This window comes from Anaerococcus tetradius ATCC 35098, assembly GCF_000159095.1.
GTDB lineage: Bacteria > Bacillota > Clostridia > Tissierellales > Peptoniphilaceae > Anaerococcus > Anaerococcus tetradius.
The window spans coordinates 569,063-590,186 of record NZ_GG666295.1 but is presented as its reverse complement, the minus strand read 5'-3'; the positions used below and the strand labels follow the sequence as shown (position 1 = coordinate 590,186).

Genomic DNA, 21,124 nt, shown 5'->3' with positions numbered 1-21,124 from the left:
AATTATGGCTTATAGAAGAAAGAAAAAAGATAGGAAGGGATTTGTAGCAACAGTAGTAATCTTACTTATTATAATAGCTATCTCTTCTCAAACTAAAAATATTAATCAAACAGGATCAAACATAGCCAACAGCATATTTTCACCAATAGAAAAGCTAAGCTATTCTATCTCATCCATTATTAAGGAGCAAGTCGAAAGGTCTCTTGGTTCTAAGGATACAAGGGCTGCTGTCGAAAAGCTAGAAGAAGAAAACAAGGCCTTGGAGATAGAAAATGCTAAGCTAAGTACCATAGTTAGCAAGAAAGATTTCTTGGAAGCTGAGAAAAAAGCCATGGAAGTTAGCGAAAATTCATATATGAAGGCTAAGGTTGTTAACACCGATTCCAATTCCATGAGCAAGAATTTTACCATAGATAAGGGAAAAAAGGACGGAATCGAAGTAAACGACATAATCTTGCAAGCCATAGGAGATAGCAAATACTATACAGGTCTTGTAGGCAAAGTGGTTGAAGTCTACCAGACGACAGCAAGAGTTGAAACAATTAACTCTGTATCTAATAACGTCTCCTTCATTGACTCCAAAAGTGGAGATTATGGGGTAATTGACAACTTTACCCAAAAGACTATCCAAGGCTATATGCTAGATGTTGATAGCGAAGTTAATGTAAAAGATGTTTTACTAACAAGTGGACTTGGAGGCGTATATCCTGCAGGAATCTATATAGGAACTGTATCTAATGTTACCATGAGTGAGGATGCTTTAAGGAAAAACATCACCCTCAACTCACCAGTAGATTTTTCTCACCTTTATAGGGTTTTGGTCTTAAAGCAAACTGACCAATATAATGTAGATGAAGTAATAGAAAACGAAGACTACCAAGGAGATAAGGATGAATAAATTTAAAAGCTTTATATTATTATTAGTATCATTTATCCTACAGACTTCTGTATTTTCTAAAATAGATATATTTGGAGCAAATATCAATATCCTAATACCTGCTCTTGTAGCACTAGCTCAATGTCTACCTAGCAAAACATCTTCCAGATGTGGACTGATTTTGGGACTTGTCGAAGATTTTCTCCTAACACCCTTTATAGGGGTAAGGGCCCTTTCATATTTTGTAATAGCCTATCTTGTTGGAGAAAGCAAATTACAAAAAGATAGGTCGACAGGAATATGGCTTACAGGGCTATTTACTATATTCAATTTCTCCCTAGTATCTATAATTTATTTCATATTGGGAAAATCATTAAGCGATATATTTAGCTATCTACCCCTTGCTCTAGTAGTAGAAGCTATCCTTAATTCCCTAGTTTACCTAATCTATAACATAATAGTAAAAAAGATAATGTATATTCCTACCTATAGAATATGAGGGGGTCTTTAAGTGAAAAAGACAAAAGAAAAAAGACTGATATTTGTTCAAGTCTTGGTTGCAATCTTGTTTTTGGCAATAGGCTTTAGACTTTTCAAGGTCATGCTTATCCAAGGAGATTATTATAGGGACTTATCAGATAATAGAAAAGTTAAAGAGGTAGATGATATTGCCAGTCGTGGTAATATCTACGACAGGAATGGAAAAATTTTGGCAACTTCTATTCCTTCTTTTGCTGTTCAATTATACAAGGACCAAATGTCAAGGCTTGATGATAATAAGAAAATAGAAAATATTTCAAAACTTGTAGACATCCTTGAAGAAGACGGCGTTAACTATACAGAAGAATTCAATTTAAGACTAAATTCTTTCGAATACAAGGATAAGGAAAGCTACTTTACCCACAAGCATATGCCTATGGATACAGTAGTAAGAAAGCTTATAGATAATGATTTGATAAGGGATCTGGTAGAATCTACTTATCAAAAGGATAATATTAACTATGAAACAGCTAATACTGCCTTGCTCGCCCTAAAAAAGAGGGGGATTGATATCCCTTGCCATGTCAAACAAGTAGACGGTAAGCTTGATTTAAAATTCAAGGAGAACTCAAAAGATAAATTAAAGGCCATAGGAGCATCAAGTGATGATGACCCAATGGATGTGATAGTAGATGCCATAGGAAATGATAAGTCAGTAATCCTAACTATCCTCCAAAATTCTCACGCCAGAAAACTCGCCTATGACTTGTTAAAGGAAAAAGACCTAGCTGATGATATAATTCTAAAGGATTGTGCTGTAAAAAGCGATGAAGATTATATAGAAAAGAAAGCTAAACTTCATAAACTATATAAAAATATCAACTATCAAACAAGTGCTGCTGATGATTTCTACGAGCTAGTTAAAAACTCAACAATAGGAGAAGTTTTAACTGAGGCAACTGTAGATGATAAGGGTGAATACATAATTCCTGCCAATATCCTAATCGAGGAATTGGAAAATATGGGGATATATGCGAACTTTGAGACTGAAGTAATTACAGAAAAGAAAGATGATAAGAACAACTACTCAGTAGATTTAAGATTCAAAAACCCACAAGCAGGCTCACCTGTAGAAGAACTAGTTAAACTTGCTGATAAACATAAGCTTCTAAAGAAATTAATCCTATCAAATGATATCAAATACATGGCACAAAATGCCAACACCAAAAACAATATCTACCCAAATATAGATATAACTGACGATGATCCAGAAAATTGGACCTATACTTTTGCTAAAGATGAAAAGGACTTCTACACCTATTACGCCCTAAAGGATAGGACAAATTCGACTGATGAAGTTGTCGATATCTTAAGCAAAGAAGAAGATGCAGGAAAAATCCTAGCCTACATAAAAAAGGTAAATAAGATAGAAAAATACAATGACAATGAGGCTATAGGAATCCTTACCATAGACAATAAATTAAATAGACAAGGTAACTTCGGCTATAGGCCAATCAACATAGTCTATCACTTGGATGAATCGACAGTTCTTAAAATAGAAGAAAAAATCGACAAGGCTTCAGGAATCATTGTGGATACAATCCCAATAAGAAATTATCCAAATAGATATTTGGCCAGCCACGTCCTAGGCTATATGGGCCCTATTGCAACAGGAAATGAAGTTAATAAGTATGTAAATGAAAGGGGCTATCTAAGAGATGAAATCATAGGAAAAACTGGTATCGAAGAATCCTACGAAGATAACCTCAAGGGAAAAAATGGTAGAAGCCTAGTTACAGTTGACTCTGCTGGTAATAGAAGGCAAACAATCTCCAAGTCTACATCTGAACCAGGAGATGATGTCTACCTTACCATAGATCGTGACCTCCAAGAACAAGCTGAAGAATCCCTCAAGGGAGTGCTAGAAGCCATAAGAGAAGGTAGGAGTTATCAATCAAAATACGGAACATTCTCTCCTATGAGGTCAGCTCCAAACGCAGAAAGTGGGGCAGTTGTCGTATCAAATGTCAAGACAGGAGAAGTCTTAGCCCTAGCTTCTTACCCAGATTATGATCCTAATATTTTCGCAACAGGAGTTTCCTCATCAGATTGGGAGTCCCTCCAAGTTGAGGAAGGTTCAGGCCCTCTTGTGCCAAGACCTATGCTTAATATAGCAAGTCAAACAGCGGTAATGCCTGGTTCAACCTTTAAGCTTGTAACAAGTCTTGCAGCTCTAGAGAAAGGCCTAGACCCTCTAGCTACTAACTATTGCCATGGTAGCATGAATATTGGTAATAGGAGATTTTCTTGTTTGGTATGGTCAGAAACAGGTCATGGTCATGGAGAGGAAAATCTATACGGGGCTATCAGAGATTCTTGTAACTATTACTATTATTGCCTAGCCCTAGGCAAGAACCCAGAAGATGGCGATACTCTCGGAGTAAAGCTTGAACTTAATGATATAAGACTTGCAGCAGAAAAGCTTGGTCTTGATCAAAGAACAGGCATAGAAATAAATATACCAAGGGAAAGTCTGGGTAACATTCCTTCAATAGGCAAGAAAATCGAAGTCACTAAGGCCATGCTTAGAAAATATCTTGAAAATAACCTCACTGTCTTTATCAAGGATGGTGTTAAGAAAACAAGAGATGAATACAAGAAGGATATTGACGAGATTGTCTCCTTTGCAGATGATCCAAAGAAATGGACTAGAGATAAAATCATAGATTATTTGGATGAAAAAGGCTATGATTCAATGGGCATATACGATGGACAAATAGCAGGCCTTGCCGATACTATAAAATTCACCTACCTAAACCAAGCTAATTGGGATGTTACGGATATGCTAAACATAGTAATAGGTCAAGGTCAAAACGCCTACACTCCTTTACAGATGAATAGGGTAATGGCAACCATCTCAAATGGTGGCTACCTCAACAAATACACTCTAATAAGTAAGATTGCCAACCATGATTCTAAGGAAGTTCTCTTCAAAAATGTTCCAGAATCAAAGAGAATTGACATAAATGATACTAAACACCTTGAAGATATCAAATATGGTGCACTCTTAGTAGCTCAAAACAATCCAATCCTAAACAAAATGCCAATAGATATAGGAGTTAAGACTGGTACAGCCGAAGTAGAAGGTAAAAACGCAGACGGTTCTGACTATTCATCCTATGCTTGGATGATAGGCTTTGCCCCTTATGATGATCCAGAAATTGCCGTATCAGTAATCCTTACCCAAGGAGATACTAGCTACAATGTTAGTCCTATAGTGAGGGATATAGTCTCAAAATACTTTGATCTTAATACAGGTGCGTCTAACTCATCTGATTCGAAGGCTGACTTTAACCAAGTTGAATTTGGAACAAACCCAGCTACAAGAAATATGGACGATGAAGCCGGTATGAATCATGAAGGTAATATGAACCATGATGGAGCCATGAACCAGGAAACAATGAATCATAAAGGCCACGAAAAAAACACTGAAGGGAATTGATCTTTTATGAAAGTTTATATAATAAATTCAAGCGAGTCTAGGGCGAGGGTTAGCTTTGCCCTAGCCCTAGCAAAAAGCCTAAAAAAAGATGGCAAGACCCTCCTCATATCGACAAAAAGAAATGATGTAAATATAGAAGATTATTTCGGAAAAGATGGAATGATTAGCTATGATTTGGCTGATTACTTCAAGGAGGTCTATAGCTTTAAAGATGTTAAGTGCCATGAAGAAGAAAATCTAGACTTTATCATCGCTCCCCTCCTAGAGGGAAAACATGAAATAAGCAAAGAAGATTTGCAAAGACTGGTCAAAGAAGAAGCCTATGAATATATAGTAATAGATAAGCTCGACTTAAATCTAATAGATGAGAAAAAATCTGTAAAAATAATTAAGATAGACCAGGTCAATGAACGTATAGAGGAAGATAGCTTTTTTATAGATGAAGTCGATGAAAACTTAGATATCAGGCTATTCAAAGAAAAAATTGAAGCAAAAGGAAAAATCTTTTTAGGAAAAAGAAGAGCCAATGAAGTCTACGATAAGATAATCGACAATCTCATAAATGGTAGAAATACAAGCATAGCTAGCCTATCATTTTTCGAAAAGCTAAAGATGAAGTTTAAAAAATGACATCCTATGTATTTATAGACCGAGAAAAAAAACTTCTTGGCAAATTAATAGACGACAAAATAGTAGAAATCAAATTTTTTGATAGTCTCATAGGAAATATATATAGGGGAAGAGTTGTAAACAAAATTGATGCCCTAAATGGCTATTTTGTTGAATACGATAAGGGAGAAAGCCTTTATCTAAACTCAAGTATTCCCTACAAGATAGGCGATAATGTAATCGTTCAATATGTAAGAAATCCAGCAAATGGCAAGCTTGCCCTTGGATCTCTTAATTTTAAAATAGAAAATGAATCCTACTCAATAAAGAGATTCCCACCAAAGGCGGGGCCAAGGCTAAAAAAGGGCAAGAAAAAAGATGATGCTTCCTATAAAGAAATCTTTGAAAGAAAGACTAGGCTAATAGAAGAAGAAAAATTCTTTCCAACTCCCAAAATCCTCTATAAAAACTCTTTCTTAGCTTCTTATTTATCCAAAAACAAGGACCTAGAAGTAAGAGAAGTAAATATTGAAGACTTTAATCCCTACAAGGAAGTATTAAAACTGATAAAGGATCCAAGACCAAGCCTTGGGGACTCATCACTAATAATTGATCAACTAGAAACCCTAACTGTAATAGATGTAAACTCATCTGCTGAGAAATCAAAAAACAATAAAGACAAATTTTTGGAAAACATAAATCTAAAGCTAATCGACCTTATAATTTATAACCTAAAAATTAGAAACATAGGTGGTATGGTCCTTATTGATTTTCTAAGAAACAAAGATAAGGAAAAAATCGAAGAAAGCTTCAGACAAAAAGCAGAAGAAAAAGGTCTAGAATGTGAAATCTATGGCTTTAGTCTCATGGGGCTATTTGAAATGACCATAAAAAGAAGAGGAGCTAGTCTAATAGATGAACTTAGAAGAAGAAAATTACTTCTCTAAGCCAAAACTATGGACTAGGTCCTCTTTTTTCTTTTTACTAAATTTTTTAATAGTACGCTCAAGCCTTAGCCCTTCAGACATAGAGGAAACTTCCTCATAAAAAACAAGCCTAACTGGCCTTCTGCCACGAGTGTACTTAGCTCCTTTGCCCTTATTGTGAACATCAACTCTCTTATCAATATCATTAGTATAGCCTGTATAAAGACTATCATCTGCACATCTTAAAATATAAACAAAATGACTCATGAGAAAAGCTCAGCTATAACCCTTCCTATGATATCAAAATCAAAGCCCTTAGAAGCCAAATGTCTGTAGACCTTATTCTTACTCTCAAAAGAAAAATCTCCACGAGCCTTTTTCTCCGCAAAATAAAAAGCCTTCTCATACTCCTTATCATCATCAATAAGATCCAAATTCTCATCGATAAGAGAATCAGAAACTCCCTTTAGCTTTAACTTATACTTGATTTTATTCTTAGGCCAGCCATTAATAGAAGACTTATCAGCAATAAAAGACCTGACAAAGGCCTCATCATCAATCAGATTATAAGAAATAAGAAAATCAATCAGCCTGTCGATTACATCCCCATCATAGCCCTTATCCTTGAGAATCTTTCTAATCTCAAAACTAGTCTTTGTAGCATAAGAAATACGACTAAGAATATAATTCTTAGCCCTATTATAAGAATTATCGGCAAGAATTAACTTATAAGTATCAAAATCAAGCTCAGCATCCTTAACAATATGTAGCTTATTAAACAAATCATAAGAAATATAAAAAAGCTCGCCAGAAATATCCAACCTACACAAGTTGTACTTATCAGAATAGCTGATTTCTTTTACAATCATAGACCGACAAAAGAATTGTAAGCACTATAGATAATAGGGGCTATCATTGAAATAGCAATAACAATTGCAAAAATTTTAAGTATAGTTTTTCTACTGTTCATAATTCACCTCTACTCATATTCTACTACATAAGCCAAAAAATAAAAACTTTCTAAAAAAACTTGCACGAAAATAAAAAACATGGTATTATAAATATTGTTGAGAGAGAGATAAAGCAATTAAATACTTAAAAAATATAAATAATTGTTAGAAAAACTTGACAAGCTACTTCATAGATGGTATCATGAAATAGTGATGGCTTGGTGGGTATGGTCCAGTTGGTTAAGACACCTGGTTGTGGCCCAGGAGGCCGTGAGTTCGAATCTCACTACTCACCCCATATGCGGGATTGGCGGAATTGGCAGACGCGCTAGACTTAGGATCTAGTGGGAATTTTCTCGTGAAGGTTCAACTCCTTTATCCCGCACCAGTAACGACGTTGAGAAATCAGCGTCTTTTTTTGTGCTTACAAGTATGGAGGATTTATGAGTTGCTAGGGGGATATTTGTGTTGATTAAAGATTTTTATAGTTAGTTATTTCTTCTTGACTGGTGAGTGATTAACCATATATTTATTTTAGGTTCGTATTTTCTTATGAACTTTATATTAACTTAATATTTCTGACAAAGTATTGCCACAAATATCTTGTATTATTAGTAAAACAGGAGGTAGTTATGAGAAGTAATAAATCAGGTGGAGCTTTTTTCCGTTTTTTATCTGCTTTTTTGGGAGCTATTATTGGTGGCTTTCTTGTATTTTTTCTCCTAAATGGGGAAGTTTTAAAGGATAAAGCTAGCCTTAAAGAGTCTGATAGCCCAAAGCAAATAGAAAGTAAAGAGGATAAGGCTTCTAATAAAGATATTAATATTAAGGCTAATCAGTCTATAGAATCTGTTGTTGTTAAGAAGTCTATAAATTCGGTTGTTGGTATTAATACAATTTCCGAGGTTACTCAGAATACATTTTTCGGCCAACAGTCTGGTTATGTGGAAGGTATTGGTTCAGGTTCTATTGTTACTGAGGATGGTTATATTGTAACTAATTCTCATGTAGTAAGTAATGGAAATGTTAGTCAGATAAATGTGCTTTTTTCTGATGGTAAAACTAGTGAGGCTGATCTTGTTTGGAATGATGCAGCCCTAGACCTTGCTATTATTAAGGTTAAGAAGAAAAATCTTCCTGCTATTGAATTAGGTGATAGTGATAAGGTCGGTATTGGTGATAAGGCTATAGCTATTGGTAATCCACTAGGCTTCGAGCTTCAATCAACTGTTACTAGTGGTATTATTTCAGGTCTTAATAGGTCAGTTAAGTTTAATACGGGTGTTAGCATGGATGGTCTTATGCAGACTGATGCTGCTATAAATTCTGGTAATTCTGGCGGGGCTCTTCTTAATACGAATGGTGAGCTTATAGGTATTAATACTGCCAAGGCTGGTAATAGCGATGGAATTGGTTTTGCTATTCCTATTAATATTGTTAAGCCTGTTATAGAGAAGGTAAGAAAGACTGGTAAGTTTAATTCAGTTTATCTTGGTATTACTGGTCAATCAATTGATTATCTAAAACAAGTTCCAAACTTTAAGACTGATAAGCTCGGCACAGATAAGGGAGTTTATGTAGTTTCTGTTTTTGATAAGAAGAGTGATATAGAAAAAGGCGATGTGATTACTGCCATTGATGGTAAGGATGTTAAGGATATGAATAGTCTTAGGAAGGTCCTCTTATCATATACTGTCGGAGATAAGGCAAAACTCACTGTTTATAGGGATGGAGCAAAGAAGGAGATTGAGGTTAAGTTTAATATAGATTCATCTAATATAGATGAGTTTGATAAGGCTAAGCCTAAGAAAATTAATAGTAAAGACGACACTGACGATGAAAATGAGAGTGATTCAAATCCATTTTTCAATCTTCCTTAGATAGTTTAAGGCTCTTGTAAGTTATGAAAAGTAAGCTTGCAAGGGCTTTTTTAGTCAATATTTTATCTTGACTTAGGCATGTTTTTGGTGTATAATAGCTAAGTCAAGTAAAAGACTTGACAGGTGATTTTATGGAAAAAATAGTAAAAGTGGCTCAATTATTTGATATATACGGCGCACTTCTTAATGAAAAACAAAGAGATGTTATTAATTGTTATTATAACGAAGATTTATCTTTGCAGGAGATTGCTGATAATACCGCTAGGAGCAAGCAAGCTATATCGGATATGATGGCAAGGTCTGTTGATAAATTATTTGAGTTTGAAGATGAGCTTTCTTTACTGAAAAGCCGCGAGGAACTGAAAGATTCTCTTATTGGTATAAGAGAGCTGATGGAAAGTTCAAATTATGAATTAGCAATTAGTAAAATAACGGACGTAATAGATAAGATTTAGAGAGGGATGCTATGGTATTTGAAGGCCTTTCGGAAAGACTCCAGGAGACTCTTGGAAAGCTTACAGGAAAAGGAAAATTAAGTGAAAAAGATATAGATGCCGCTATGAGAGAGATAAGGCTCTCTTTACTAGAAGCAGATGTCAACTACAAGGTTGTAAAGGACTTTGTGAAGACAATCAAGGAAAGATCACTTGGGCAAGATGTTATGACTTCCCTATCGCCAGGACAGATGGTAGTCAAAATTGTAAACGAAGAGCTAACTTGTCTAATGGGTAAGGAAAATTCCAAGCTTGACCTAAAGGGTTCTACACCTCACATGGTAATGATGGTAGGTCTTCAAGGTTCAGGTAAGACAACCCATTCGGGAAAGCTTGCTTTAAAGCTAAAGAAGGAAAATAGAAATCCTATGCTTACTGCCCTAGATATTTATAGGCCTGCTGCTATTGAACAATTAAAGGTAGTAGGTAAAAATGCAGGGGTTGAGGTTTTTGAGAAAGATAAGCAAGACCCAGTTAAGACTGCAAAAGAAGCCAAGGATTATGCTAGGGCTAACAGGCACGATGTTGTTATACTCGATACAGCTGGACGTTTACAAATAGACACCGACCTTATGGATGAGCTTAAAAATATAAAAGAAGCTGTAAATCCAGATGAAATTCTTCTTGTCGTTGATGCTATGACAGGTCAAGAGGCGGTTAATGTTGCAAAGACTTTTGACGATTATCTAGATATAACTGGTGTTATACTAACAAAGCTAGATGGTGATGCCAGGGGTGGTGCAGCCCTATCAATCAGGCAAGTTGTAGGTAAGCCTATCAAGTTCATAGGTGTTGGAGAAAAACTAGAAGACCTAGAGCCTTTCCATCCAGATAGGATGGCAAATAGGATTCTAGGTATGGGAGATGTACTTTCTTTGATAGAGAAAGCTGAAAAGCAACTTTCCCTAGAAAATGCTAAGGAGTTAGAGCGTAAGATGCGTGAGCAGACTTACACCTTAGATGACTTCATGGAGCAAATCCAACAAATAAGGAACATGGGCCCCCTAGAAGATTTGCTTGCGATGATTCCTGGAGTAAACTCCAAGATGCTAAAGGGAGTAGACATTGACGATCGAGGATTTGTAAGAATCGAAGCTCTAATCAATTCTATGACCAAAGAGGAAAAAGAAAAACCTGAGATTATTGGCAAGAGCAGAAAAGATAGAATAGCCAAGGGCTCAGGGGTAGATGTCAAAGAACTTAACAAATTGCTCAAACAGTTCAAAGAACTGAAAAAAATGATGAAGAAAATGACAGGCATGAAAATGAATAAAAGAGGCAGAAGATTACCAAAGTTGCCTTTCTTTTAAGCCTAAATCAAATAGGAGGAAACAATGGCAGTAAAAATTAGATTAAAGAGAATGGGACAAAAGAAAAAACCATTCTACAGAGTTGTAGTAGCAGATTCAAGAAGCCCAAGAGATGGTAAGTTCATCGAAGAAATTGGAACATACAATCCAATTTCTAATCCAAAAGAATTTAGAATTGACAACGAAAAAGCTAAACAATGGATTAAGAACGGTGCAAAGCCAACATCAATAGTTGAAAAACTATTCAAAGACAATAACGTATTAGCATAAGATGAAAGAATTAGTAGAACTAATTGTAAAAGAATTAGTAGAAGATAAGGAAGCTGTTTCTATCGAAGAAAATAGAAATGGCGGAGAAGTAGACATACTTATCCATGTAGCAGAATCCGACAAGGGTAGAGTTATAGGAGTTCGTGGAAATATCATCAATTCCATAAGAAACATAGCTCGATCTTGTGCAATCAAGGAAGATGTTAAGGTCAACATAAGAATATGAGAATAACAGTAGCAGAGGTAATAACAACTCATGGCATTAGGGGAAATGTCAAAGTTAAGACTTATTCCGACAATGAAATGAGATTTAAAAAAGGAGCAAAAGTTTATATAGGAGATGAGCTTCTAACAATAGAAGATTCTTTCAATCAAAAAGGAATGATGGTTCTAAAGTTTGATCAGTACAATGATATAAACGACTCCCTAAAATTAGTAGGCAAGGACATAACCATAGAAGAAGAAGACTTGGGAGAATTAAAAGAAGATGAGTTTTACATCTACAAACTCATAGGACTTGACACTTACTCCAATGGGCAAAAAGTGGGTAGGGTCAAAGACGTAATCACCGGAGTCTATCCAAACGATGTTTATGTCATAGAAACTATGGACAAGAAAGAAATCTTATTACCAGCCCTAAAATCTGTTATAAAAAATGTTGATATAGAAAACAAGAAAATAGAAGTAGATAACCTACGAGATTATGAATAGAGTTACCATACTTAGCCTATTTCCAGAAAGCTTCGAGTTCTTAAAGACTTATGGAGTAATAGGAAAAGCAATAGAAAATAAAAAACTAGAAATAAAATTAGTAGACATAAGAGATTTTAGTAATGACAAGCACAATCATGTAGACGATACAGTTTACGGCGGGGCAGCCGGCATGCTTATCAAACCACAAGTAATCTATGATTGTTTGATGTCTGTAAAAAAACCCCAATCAAAAGTCTGCTTCATGTCAGCAGCAGGCAAGAAATTAAATCAGGAATTAGCAATCGACTTTGCAGAAATCAAAGATCTAATAATAATATGTGGTCACTACGAAGGAATTGATGCGAGAATCACTAACCACTATGTCGACTACGAAATATCTATAGGAGACTATGTCCTAACAGGTGGAGAAATACCTGCCATGGTACTTATAGATTCAATGGCAAGATTCATAGATGGAGTTGTAGGAAAGAAAGAATCCTTAACTACAGACTCCCACTACAATACTCTCTTGCAACAAGATGAATACACCAAACCAAGAAACTTCAGAGGCTACTTCGTGCCAAATGAATTAGTTAGCGGAGATCACAAGAAGATTGCCGCTTGGAATAGGAAAAGTGCAATAGAGAAAACAAAAAGAGTTAGGCCAGATTTATACGAAAAATTCTTACGAGAGGAGAGCAAAGATGGAATTAATCAAAAAAATTGAACAAGAAAATCTACGTAAAGAAAACTACGATTTCAGAGTAGGAGATACAGTAAGACTAAGCTACAGAATCAAAGAGGGAGATAAGGAAAGACTTCAAGACTTCGAAGGAACTGTAATCTACATCAAAGAAGGTGGAGTAAACAAAACCTTCACAGTTAGAAGAATCAGCTACGGAGTAGGAGTAGAAAGAACTTTCGCTTATCACTCACCAAAAATCGAAAAACTAAGAGTTGTTAGACGTGGTAAGGTAAGAAGAGCTAAACTTAAATACCTTAGAGACCGTCAAGGTAAGGCAGCTAAAGTTAAAGAAAAAACAAATTATTAAGATTAAGGACTTTTGCAAAATATATTTGCAGAAGTCTTTTTTTGGTTATTTTCATGATTTATGATATTATTTTATTAAATCATATATACATAGAGGCTAAGATGACAGATGAAAGAAAAGAATTTGGCAAAAAATTAATAGAAATAAGAGAAGTAAAAGGCCTAAGACAGGCCGATGTAGCAGAGATATCAGATATAAGTCAAAGAACAATAGGTAGGCTAGAAAGAGGAGAAATTTTTAATCCATCCGTAGACAGTCTAATTGAATTATCCAAAATATATAATATTGATATCTTAACCCTATACAAAAAATATATCTATGGAAGTTTTTACATACTAGAAGAAATCAAGAACTTACTAGATATCAATGCAATGTTTCTAACAAAGGATATAAGAATAGACCTTTTAGAAAAAATAGACTTAATAAAAGATTGCAGAGAACTAAAAGCAAGGAAATACGAGATAGACATCTTAGATCTATTTATACGATATCTAAACTGTGAGGTAACTAGCGAACAATTAAGTGAAATATACGAGGACCTATCCTCAAGTAAGATCAAAAGAAAAAACTTCGAAAATCTAGACCTTCAAGGCATAGACCTCCGCATATTATTAAATATAGCAACCACTTCCCAAGATTTTAAGGGAATTGATAGGGTGGAGATATTTAATAAGTGCAAAAATCAAGATAAAGATAAAATAGTAAAAATAGCTACTTGTAATAACCTTGCTAATTGGAATATAGTAAATAAAAATTATATAGAAGCTATTAAAACAACAAATGAAGGGCTAGTATGTTCAAGAGAAAACTCATCGATAGATGCTTTTTTATACCTATATTTTGCAAAATTTATTGCTTGTTATAGAGCTCATAAAAATTATGAAGAGCCATTAACAGTAGCAAAAGTCTTATTGGAAAATATCTTAAATAAAGATTTACAGGTTCTAATGAATAAAAAAATAGAAAATATACTGGTATAAACTGAAGAGTAGTAATGGAATCTAAATAAATATCGCCCTAAAAGTAGAAAGCTTTCCTAGGAAATTTAGCCCGATATACCTGAAGTATGTTTCATACTTCAGGAATACGAGAAAAAGATTCAATTGAGTTTTTTAATAATTATTGGACGATTAATATAGTGTAAGAGTAGTGAAAGAGCTAGACTATTTTATTTATCCAGAAACGTCAATTTTTAAAATTAAATATAATCAGATTTATATGTAATAGATTTAATCATAATAATATTATCTTCATCATCAGCTAAAGATTAATTGATATTATACAAAAATTGTGTTAATAGCATGACTAAGACTATGGCTAAAAATTTAAATTTTTTCATAAAATCACCTCTGTCTACCTTATATAATAAAGAATACTAATGACTTTTTCAAAGGCACATATGCCTTTGAAAATTCGAATATATTGTTGTATCCTTATATCGAGAATATTCATAATAAAAATAGTAGGAAAATATGAAAAATAGAAAATTTAGAAGAAGTAATAGACTCTTGAAATGGGGGATGTTTTGTCGAAAAAAAGATTGTTAATAATAAGTATGATAAATGTTGTGATCCGAAATGTTATAGATATTTAGGTGTGTAGTAATGTTGGTGTATCTTTTTAAGAAAAATAAAAAATTGTTTATCAAAAGCCTTATATTTTTGTTATTATTCTCCTTGAGTAGGCCAGTTTTTTCTAAATTGATAATTTATTATACCAATTTATCAAAATCATAAACTGGAGTTAATATTGGATATTTGCTATTACCTGGCTTATTGTATCTGTTGGGGTACTTTTTGGTTAATTTATTATCTGAAAAGTACTTGGATAAGTTTATGATCATGTGTAAGCAATGCTTAAATGAGGGAGTCTATGAAAGCTTGCTGGATAGGCATGGATTAAACTTTGATAAATCGTATTTAACTAGTATCTTTACAAATGATATAGATCAGATTTCGAATGATTATATCCAGGGATTGACTCAAATTGTCTATTTTATAGTGTCTTTTCTGGGTGCAAGTCTAGTTATATATTCCTTATCTGGTAAGATTTTGCTATATTTGATAGTCATCTCTACTCTAACTTTTATAATTCAAAAATTACTTGCGAATACTTTAGCAGATAAGCAATATTCATACAATACCAAGTTTTCAAAAATCATAAAAATATTAAATGAAAGTATTGATAATATTAGAGAGATAAAGATTTATAATTTAGAGGACAAGTTCAGATATAAGTTTAAGAAGGCATCGATAGAAGCTAATGAGGAACTTTTCAGGTTGAATTTGTCTGAAGATATGGTAGAAGTTATTAATCAGACATCTGCTAGTTTGATTGAGGTTGGTCTATATATTGTAGGGGTTGTTTTGATTATTGATGGTAAGCTCACTATTTCTGAATTGTTAGCGATTGTAGTTTCTTGTGATTCTATAACTCTTCCTATATATGCATTTTCCAGAACTTATGCTAAGTTTGCAAAGACTAAGAAAACAAGGGAAAAACTAATTGAAATTATAAATGGGTCCAATACATCTAAGGGCGATTTTAAAATATCTACAATAGATGAAATAAGAGTGGACGAATATGCTTGCAAATATCAACTTGAACCTATAAGTGATAGTTTTAGTTTTTCAATTAACTATGGAGAGAAAATCTTGATTGTAGGGGAGAATGGAGCTGGAAAATCTACGCTTATTTCTTCAATACTAGATTTTTCCAGAAATCATGTTGGTAACATATTTATAAATGGAATAAACATAAAAAACATAGATAAAGAGTCATATTATAAAAGGATATCATTTTTAGGTCAAAGATATATTTTAACAGAAGATACTATAAGTAATAATATAATAGGAAATGAAGTTTATTTGAAGGAAAAATACAATAGAATAATTGATGGATTAAATATTAAAGACTTCGATAAAACTACAAGGGTTAATGAAGATAGAGATAATTTAAGTGGCGGAGAAATGCAGAAAATAAGTATAGCAAGGGCTATTTATAAGGATAGCGATATACTTATTTTAGATGAGCCATTTTCCTCTCTCGATAGGAAAAGTGTTGACAAAATATTGGATATACTGCTTAGGGATGAGAGAAGTTTAATAGTGATTGCCCATAATTTGAGTAACGATAAGATTAATAAATTTGATAAAGTTGTTCATATCAAAAGAAAGACTAAATATTTGTAATTATGGTAATAAATATGCCATAAGTTTTTATATCGTATTATCTTTATACGTTATATTTTAAACATATACATTAACATGCATTTTACACTTTTAATAATTTAAAATGGAGTATTTATGGAAATTACATTAAAAAATATAAGTAGATATTATAAAAATAGACTAGCGGTAGATAATTTTACATGGACGATTAATTTCGATAATAATAATATTTTTGCCTTAATTGGTCCAAATGGTGCAGGTAAGACTACTATTCTTAAAATCATATCTGGAATTTATTATTTCGAAAGCGGAGAAATACATTCATCTTCCCAAGATAAGTACTATCCTATCTGGGCGAGGGATAATATATCCTTCTTACAATCAGGAGATAGGGGCCTTAGATTTAGAAATTCGGTTTATGACAATGTTAGATATTTCGGAGCCTTGAAAGGAATAGATTTCAAAAAGGTGAAGGAATTGTACGAAAGCTATAGCAAATTATTATCAATGGAGGAGTTTAGAGATAGAAATGTTGGAGATCTATCTACTGGTGAGAAGAAAAAAGCTGCCTTATTGTGTTGCTTGTGCTCGGATAGCAAAATAATTATTTTAGATGAGCCTTCTGATGGTCTAGATATAGATGCCAAGCTCAATTTACAAAAGATAATACTGAAAGTAGCAAAAGATACAGATAGGAAATTTATAATCTCAACCCATGACCTAGATTTTATAAGTGATATAGCAGATAACTATACATTTATATCGAAAGGCAAAAATACATATCAATATTCTTCACAAATGACCAATGAGGAAATAAGAGAAAAGTTTAGGGAAGTTAACTCAAATATTTAGGAGATAGTATGGACTATATAAATTTAATCAAAACCGAGCTTAGTTTGGATATAAAAAAGATAAGAAGTTATAAAGTTAGCTTCGTAACAGATATATTAATATTCGCCATTGTATTATTTTCGATATTTATAACAGGTCTTGACTCAGCCTTTGCCGACTCTTATGGAATAGACATTAATTCAGGGAAAATTATAGTTCTCATTGGTTTTATATTTTGGCAAATATCGACTACTGCCCTAGGCTGGAGCTCAGCAAATATTAGGGGACAGTCTGTTTCTGGAACTCTTGAATTAAAAATGCAGAGCAAATATTCGGCAGAACTATTACTCTTTATTGAGATGCTTACATATTTATTTATAAGCTTTTTAAGCTTTTTCGTGATTTTCCTAATATTTATTTTATCTATAAAGGCAGATACAAAAGATATTTTATACATATTATTATCTTACCTAGTAGCCTTCCCTGCATTAATAGGTATGTACGGACTTGGACTATTATTAGGAGGTATATCCCTAATAGAAAAAGAAATAGGAAGTCTAGTATTTATTTTACAATCAGTGTTGATTTTTTTATCAGATATGATCGAAGTGAGAAGCAGACTATTTAACATAATCCCATTTAATGCGGGCATAAAAATAATGAGACAGATGTATTTGGGACAGAGTGTAGAAGCCTCTTTAATAGTTGATTATTTGATTTCTAATGCAGTATGGATAATTCTGGGAGTGATATGCTTTAGATATCTATTAAAAAGGGTCAGAACAAGCGATTCTTTTAACAATTATTAGCTGATTGTATTAGTAATAAAGACATGAGATATTATTTAAAGCAGACAATTAACTAAACTTTAAGCTTAAAAATATATCGGAGAATTAAATAATCAATTTAGAAAGCGTTGAAATTTAAAATAAAACTTATAAGAAAAAGAATGGGATAGTTATTGTATTGAAGGATTTTCTGAGAAAATATTTAAAAACTACTAATCTATCTATTAATCTGGCTTCCATTTTCTGATACTGTGTGTAGTCTATTTCCTAGTATTTCCAAGAAAAATATACCTACTAAAATAAGAGTTTTAGTCTATAGATCTGGGCTTAAGTCGCATGTTTTTTTATTTGTATAAGTACGGATATTTTATGTATAATATATAGAAGAGAATACGGAGGATAACAATGACTATGAATATTAACTGGTTTCCTGGGCATATGAAAAAGACCAAGGAAATTATTATAGATAATTTAAAGCTTGTGGATGTGGTTTTGGAGATAATCGATTCTAGGATTCCTATTTCATCTAGAAATCCCATGATAGATGAGATTATCGCTGATAAGCCAAGGATAATTATTATGAATAAATCAGACCTATCAGATCCAGAAGTGAATAAAAAATGGATAGCTAAGTTTAAGGAAGAAGGGATTCCTGCTATCTTGATGAATTCTAAGGAAAATGTCCCAGTAGATAGGATATATAAGGAAGCAAAGATTCTCCTAAAGGATAAGTTTAAGAAAAATGAAGAGAAAAATATCGACAATCCTTTGATTAGGATGATGATAGTAGGTGTTCCTAATTCTGGTAAGTCTACCTTTATCAACAAGCTATCTAAGAAAAAGGGAGCTAAGGTAGGGAATCGTCCTGGCATTACTCAAAGTAAGCAATGGATAAAGGCTGGGTCAAATATCCAACTACTCGATACTCCAGGTATCTTGTGGCCTAAGTTTGAAGAAAAAATCGGCCTCCATCTTTCTTTTACCAACGCTATAAGAGATGAGGTTTTAAACATAGAAGATTTAACCTTGAAATTTTTGGAGGAGATGAAGGAGATTAAGCCGGAAGCCCTTGTGGATAGGTATGGAATAGAACTAGAGGTCCCTGCCCTAGAAATTTATGAGGCTATAGCAAAAAAGCGTGGAGCTATTATAGCTGGTGGAGATTTTGATTATACGAGAACTGCCAATATTATCCTAAACGACTTTAGGTCAGGTAAGCTTGGTAAGATTAGTTTGGAAAGACCATGAAATATTCTCCTTACAATGATGATATAAAAAGAAAAGTTCATGAAAAATATGAGCTTATAGCAGGAATTGATGAGGTAGGTAGGGGACCCTTGGCAGGTCCCGTCGTAACTTGTGCTCTTATTATGAAGAAGGATTCGAAGATAGAAGGGGTTACTGATTCAAAGAAGCTTACTCGTAAGAAGATGCTAGTCCTAAAGGATAAAATCCTTGCCGATTGCCTAACTTATGCTTATGGCTATGCCAACTCTTTGTTGATAGATAAGCTTAATATCAAAAACGCCACCCACAAGGCTATGGAAGATGCCCTAAATAATCTTAAAATCCGCCCAGAAATCGTCCTAATCGATGCAGAAAGGATAAATACCGACCTCCCTCAGATGAATATTGTAAAGGGGGATCTCAACGAATACGTTATATCCTGTGCTTCAATTCTTGCAAAAATTAGAAGAGATGATATTATGATTAACTTTTCTAAAATCTATAAAGGCTACGGCTTTGAGACTAATATGGGCTATGGAACTAAGAAACACTATGAAGGCCTAGAAAAGTACGGAGAAACTCCAATTCATAGACAGACCTTCCTAAGGAAATTTCACGAAAGGCAGATGAGCTTTGATGACTTATAAAAAACAATTTGGAGATTTTGGAGAAAATTTGGTAGAGGATTATCTAAGAGAAAAATCTTATACAATTCTCGATAGAAATTATAGAAAACCCTTCGGCGAGATTGATATTATTGCAAAAATTGACGATTTTATAGTCTTCGTCGAGGTAAAGACTAGGAAAAATAGAAATTTCGAAAATCCATCCGAAGCTGTTACTCCAAGCAAACAAGCCAAGATTATAAAAGCTAGTCAGGCCTATCTAATAGAAAATAAGCTAACAGATTTTTTGATGAGATTTGATGTGGCGGAAGTTGTAGTTGAAAGTAGAGAGATTAATTATATTGAAAATGCCTTCTGAGTTAACAAAAAATGAAATTATTTTATATCTAAATTACATATATCTTAACAATATGACCATCCTAAATCTTTATGAAAATACAAATCTTGATAATTTTTTTCAGAGGGATTTAAGAGAATATGATTTCCTAACAGACCAACAAAAGGAAAAAATCTTTAGTGCAAAGAATTTAGAAGATTTTAGGGCTTATCTTGATAAGGTTCATAAGTATGATTATAAATATGTGACTATGCTAGATGAAGCTTACCCTACTAACCTTATTTATATAGAAGATAGGCCGGCTATCTTGTATTACAAGGGAGAATTAAATCAAGAGCTTGACAAAAATTCCTTAGCCTTTGTTGGTTCTAGAAAATGTACTGATTATGGCAAGTGGGCTTGCAGGATGTTGGCTGAAAAGATTGCCCTTTCTGGAATTACTACAGTGTCTGGTCTTGCCTATGGGATTGATGCGACTTGCCATAAGGCGACCCTTGATGTAGGAAAAAGAACAATAGGTGTTATCGGTTGTGGGATTGATAAGATTTACCCTAAAAAAAATAGGGACCTCTATAGGAGGATAGAAGAAAGTGGTCTTATCCTTTCAGAATTTCCTCTAGGAACTGAGCCAATTTCCTATAATTTTCCGAGAAGAAATAGGATTATATCAGGGATTTCCTTGGGGACTGTAGTAATTGAGGCTAGGGAGAAATCTGGAACTATGATAACTACAAGGTGTGCCCTAGAGCAGGGTAGGGAAGTTTTTGCCCTTCCTGGCAATATCAATTCCATTTATTCTAAGGGGACCAATAAGATGATTCAAGAAGGAGCAAAGCTCGTTCTTGATGCAGATGATATTATTGATGAGCTTGATTTTATCTTGGATAGTGATTTTACAAAAAGAAGCCTTGATTATACAAAACTTGATAAGGATGAGGCTTTAGTGGTAAGATACATTGAGAACAATCCTAATGCTAGTAGTGATAAGATAGCTTATGATTTGGAAATGGGAATAGACCTTGTTAATTTCCTACTGACATCACTAGAGCTAAAGGATTATATAGAAAATATTGGAAATAATGAATTTACTATAAAGGAGTGA

Annotated in this window: 23 protein-coding genes and 2 tRNA genes; 23 read left to right on the top strand and 2 right to left on the bottom strand. The window is 33.6% G+C overall.

Annotated elements, in window-relative coordinates:
- The first annotated feature begins 4 nt into the window (after positions 1–4).
- Genes mreC through HMPREF0077_RS02905 form a run of 5 tightly spaced genes read left to right on the top strand, consistent with a single transcriptional unit; the run spans position 5 to position 6,415 of the window.
- Positions 5–898: a rod shape-determining protein MreC gene (gene mreC, locus HMPREF0077_RS02925; RefSeq protein ID WP_004836473.1), complete on the top strand. Its 894-nt coding sequence runs from the start codon at positions 5–7 to the stop codon at positions 896–898.
- Complete coding sequence (mreD, locus tag HMPREF0077_RS02920; protein ID WP_004836472.1) at positions 891–1,376, top strand: rod shape-determining protein MreD; 486 nt, start codon at positions 891–893, stop codon at positions 1,374–1,376. The genes mreC and mreD overlap by 8 nt, the downstream gene beginning before the upstream one ends.
- Positions 1,377–1,388: 12 nt before the next feature.
- Positions 1,389–4,859, top strand: a complete 3,471-nt coding sequence (locus tag HMPREF0077_RS02915) for a penicillin-binding transpeptidase domain-containing protein (RefSeq protein ID WP_004836471.1) — start codon at positions 1,389–1,391, stop codon at positions 4,857–4,859.
- A gap of 6 nt (positions 4,860–4,865) precedes the next feature.
- A complete protein-coding gene (locus HMPREF0077_RS02910; protein WP_004836470.1) occupies positions 4,866–5,489 on the top strand; it encodes a P-loop NTPase family protein in 624 nt (207 codons plus the stop codon).
- Positions 5,486–6,415, top strand: a complete 930-nt coding sequence (locus HMPREF0077_RS02905; RefSeq protein ID WP_004836469.1) for a ribonuclease E/G — start codon at positions 5,486–5,488, stop codon at positions 6,413–6,415. The genes HMPREF0077_RS02910 and HMPREF0077_RS02905 overlap by 4 nt, the downstream gene beginning before the upstream one ends.
- Here HMPREF0077_RS02905 and HMPREF0077_RS02900 read toward each other — a convergent pair.
- Positions 6,404–6,661, bottom strand: a complete 258-nt coding sequence (locus tag HMPREF0077_RS02900) for a GIY-YIG nuclease family protein (protein WP_004836468.1) — start codon at positions 6,659–6,661, stop codon at positions 6,404–6,406. The genes HMPREF0077_RS02905 and HMPREF0077_RS02900 overlap by 12 nt on opposite strands.
- A complete protein-coding gene (locus tag HMPREF0077_RS02895; protein WP_004836467.1) occupies positions 6,658–7,263 on the bottom strand; it encodes a regulatory protein RecX in 606 nt (201 codons plus the stop codon). Before HMPREF0077_RS02895 ends, HMPREF0077_RS02900 begins: the two co-directional genes overlap by 4 nt.
- A gap of 302 nt (positions 7,264–7,565) precedes the next feature.
- Here HMPREF0077_RS02895 and HMPREF0077_RS02890 point away from each other — a divergent pair.
- The 18 genes from HMPREF0077_RS02890 (at position 7,566) to dprA (ending at position 21,124) form a co-directional block, all read left to right on the top strand.
- Positions 7,566–7,642, top strand: a tRNA-His gene (locus HMPREF0077_RS02890).
- Positions 7,643–7,645: 3 nt separating this feature from the next.
- Positions 7,646–7,732: transfer RNA gene (locus HMPREF0077_RS02885), tRNA-Leu, on the top strand.
- 244 nt (positions 7,733–7,976) lie between these two features.
- Positions 7,977–9,224: a S1C family serine protease gene (locus HMPREF0077_RS02880; protein ID WP_004836466.1), complete on the top strand. Its 1,248-nt coding sequence runs from the start codon at positions 7,977–7,979 to the stop codon at positions 9,222–9,224.
- A 131-nt stretch (positions 9,225–9,355) separates the two neighbouring features.
- On the top strand, positions 9,356–9,679 hold the full coding sequence (gene ylxM / locus HMPREF0077_RS02875; protein ID WP_004836465.1) for a YlxM family DNA-binding protein: 324 nt from the start codon (positions 9,356–9,358) through the stop codon (positions 9,677–9,679).
- 11 nt (positions 9,680–9,690) lie between these two features.
- Positions 9,691–11,028, top strand: coding sequence for a signal recognition particle protein (ffh, locus tag HMPREF0077_RS02870; RefSeq protein WP_004836464.1), 1,338 nt, complete (start codon positions 9,691–9,693; stop codon positions 11,026–11,028).
- A gap of 24 nt (positions 11,029–11,052) precedes the next feature.
- A complete protein-coding gene (gene rpsP, locus HMPREF0077_RS02865) occupies positions 11,053–11,298 on the top strand; it encodes a 30S ribosomal protein S16 (protein ID WP_004836463.1) in 246 nt (81 codons plus the stop codon).
- A gap of 1 nt (position 11,299) precedes the next feature.
- Positions 11,300–11,524 carry a KH domain-containing protein gene (locus HMPREF0077_RS02860; RefSeq protein ID WP_004836462.1) on the top strand — a complete coding sequence of 75 codons (225 nt, stop codon included), beginning with the start codon at positions 11,300–11,302 and terminating at the stop codon, positions 11,522–11,524.
- Entirely contained in the window at positions 11,521–12,009 is a 489-nt protein-coding gene (gene rimM, locus HMPREF0077_RS02855) for a ribosome maturation factor RimM (protein WP_004836461.1), read from the top strand. Before HMPREF0077_RS02860 ends, rimM begins: the two co-directional genes overlap by 4 nt.
- A complete protein-coding gene (trmD, locus tag HMPREF0077_RS02850) occupies positions 12,002–12,718 on the top strand; it encodes a tRNA (guanosine(37)-N1)-methyltransferase TrmD (protein ID WP_004836460.1) in 717 nt (238 codons plus the stop codon). The genes rimM and trmD overlap by 8 nt, the downstream gene beginning before the upstream one ends.
- Positions 12,696–13,043, top strand: a complete 348-nt coding sequence (rplS, locus tag HMPREF0077_RS02845; RefSeq protein WP_004836459.1) for a 50S ribosomal protein L19 — start codon at positions 12,696–12,698, stop codon at positions 13,041–13,043. Before trmD ends, rplS begins: the two co-directional genes overlap by 23 nt.
- A 101-nt stretch (positions 13,044–13,144) precedes the next feature.
- A complete protein-coding gene (locus HMPREF0077_RS02840) occupies positions 13,145–14,023 on the top strand; it encodes a helix-turn-helix domain-containing protein (protein WP_040349279.1) in 879 nt (292 codons plus the stop codon).
- A gap of 777 nt (positions 14,024–14,800) precedes the next feature.
- Positions 14,801–16,234: an ATP-binding cassette domain-containing protein gene (locus HMPREF0077_RS02835; protein WP_081445712.1), complete on the top strand. Its 1,434-nt coding sequence runs from the start codon at positions 14,801–14,803 to the stop codon at positions 16,232–16,234.
- Positions 16,235–16,348: 114 nt separating this feature from the next.
- The gene (locus tag HMPREF0077_RS02830) at positions 16,349–17,065 is read left to right on the top strand and encodes an ABC transporter ATP-binding protein (protein ID WP_004836455.1); all 717 of its coding nucleotides are present in this window, start codon (positions 16,349–16,351) and stop codon (positions 17,063–17,065) included.
- Between the two features lie 8 nt (positions 17,066–17,073).
- A complete protein-coding gene (locus HMPREF0077_RS02825) occupies positions 17,074–17,853 on the top strand; it encodes a hypothetical protein (protein ID WP_004836454.1) in 780 nt (259 codons plus the stop codon).
- 390 nt (positions 17,854–18,243) lie between these two features.
- Entirely contained in the window at positions 18,244–19,080 is an 837-nt protein-coding gene (ylqF, locus tag HMPREF0077_RS02820) for a ribosome biogenesis GTPase YlqF (RefSeq protein ID WP_040349339.1), read from the top strand.
- Complete coding sequence (locus HMPREF0077_RS02815) at positions 19,077–19,706, top strand: ribonuclease HII (RefSeq protein ID WP_004836452.1); 630 nt, start codon at positions 19,077–19,079, stop codon at positions 19,704–19,706. The genes ylqF and HMPREF0077_RS02815 overlap by 4 nt, the downstream gene beginning before the upstream one ends.
- The gene (locus HMPREF0077_RS02810; RefSeq protein ID WP_004836451.1) at positions 19,696–20,043 is read left to right on the top strand and encodes a YraN family protein; all 348 of its coding nucleotides are present in this window, start codon (positions 19,696–19,698) and stop codon (positions 20,041–20,043) included. The genes HMPREF0077_RS02815 and HMPREF0077_RS02810 overlap by 11 nt, the downstream gene beginning before the upstream one ends.
- Positions 20,033–21,124: a DNA-processing protein DprA gene (gene dprA, locus HMPREF0077_RS02805; protein WP_004836450.1), complete on the top strand. Its 1,092-nt coding sequence runs from the start codon at positions 20,033–20,035 to the stop codon at positions 21,122–21,124. Before HMPREF0077_RS02810 ends, dprA begins: the two co-directional genes overlap by 11 nt.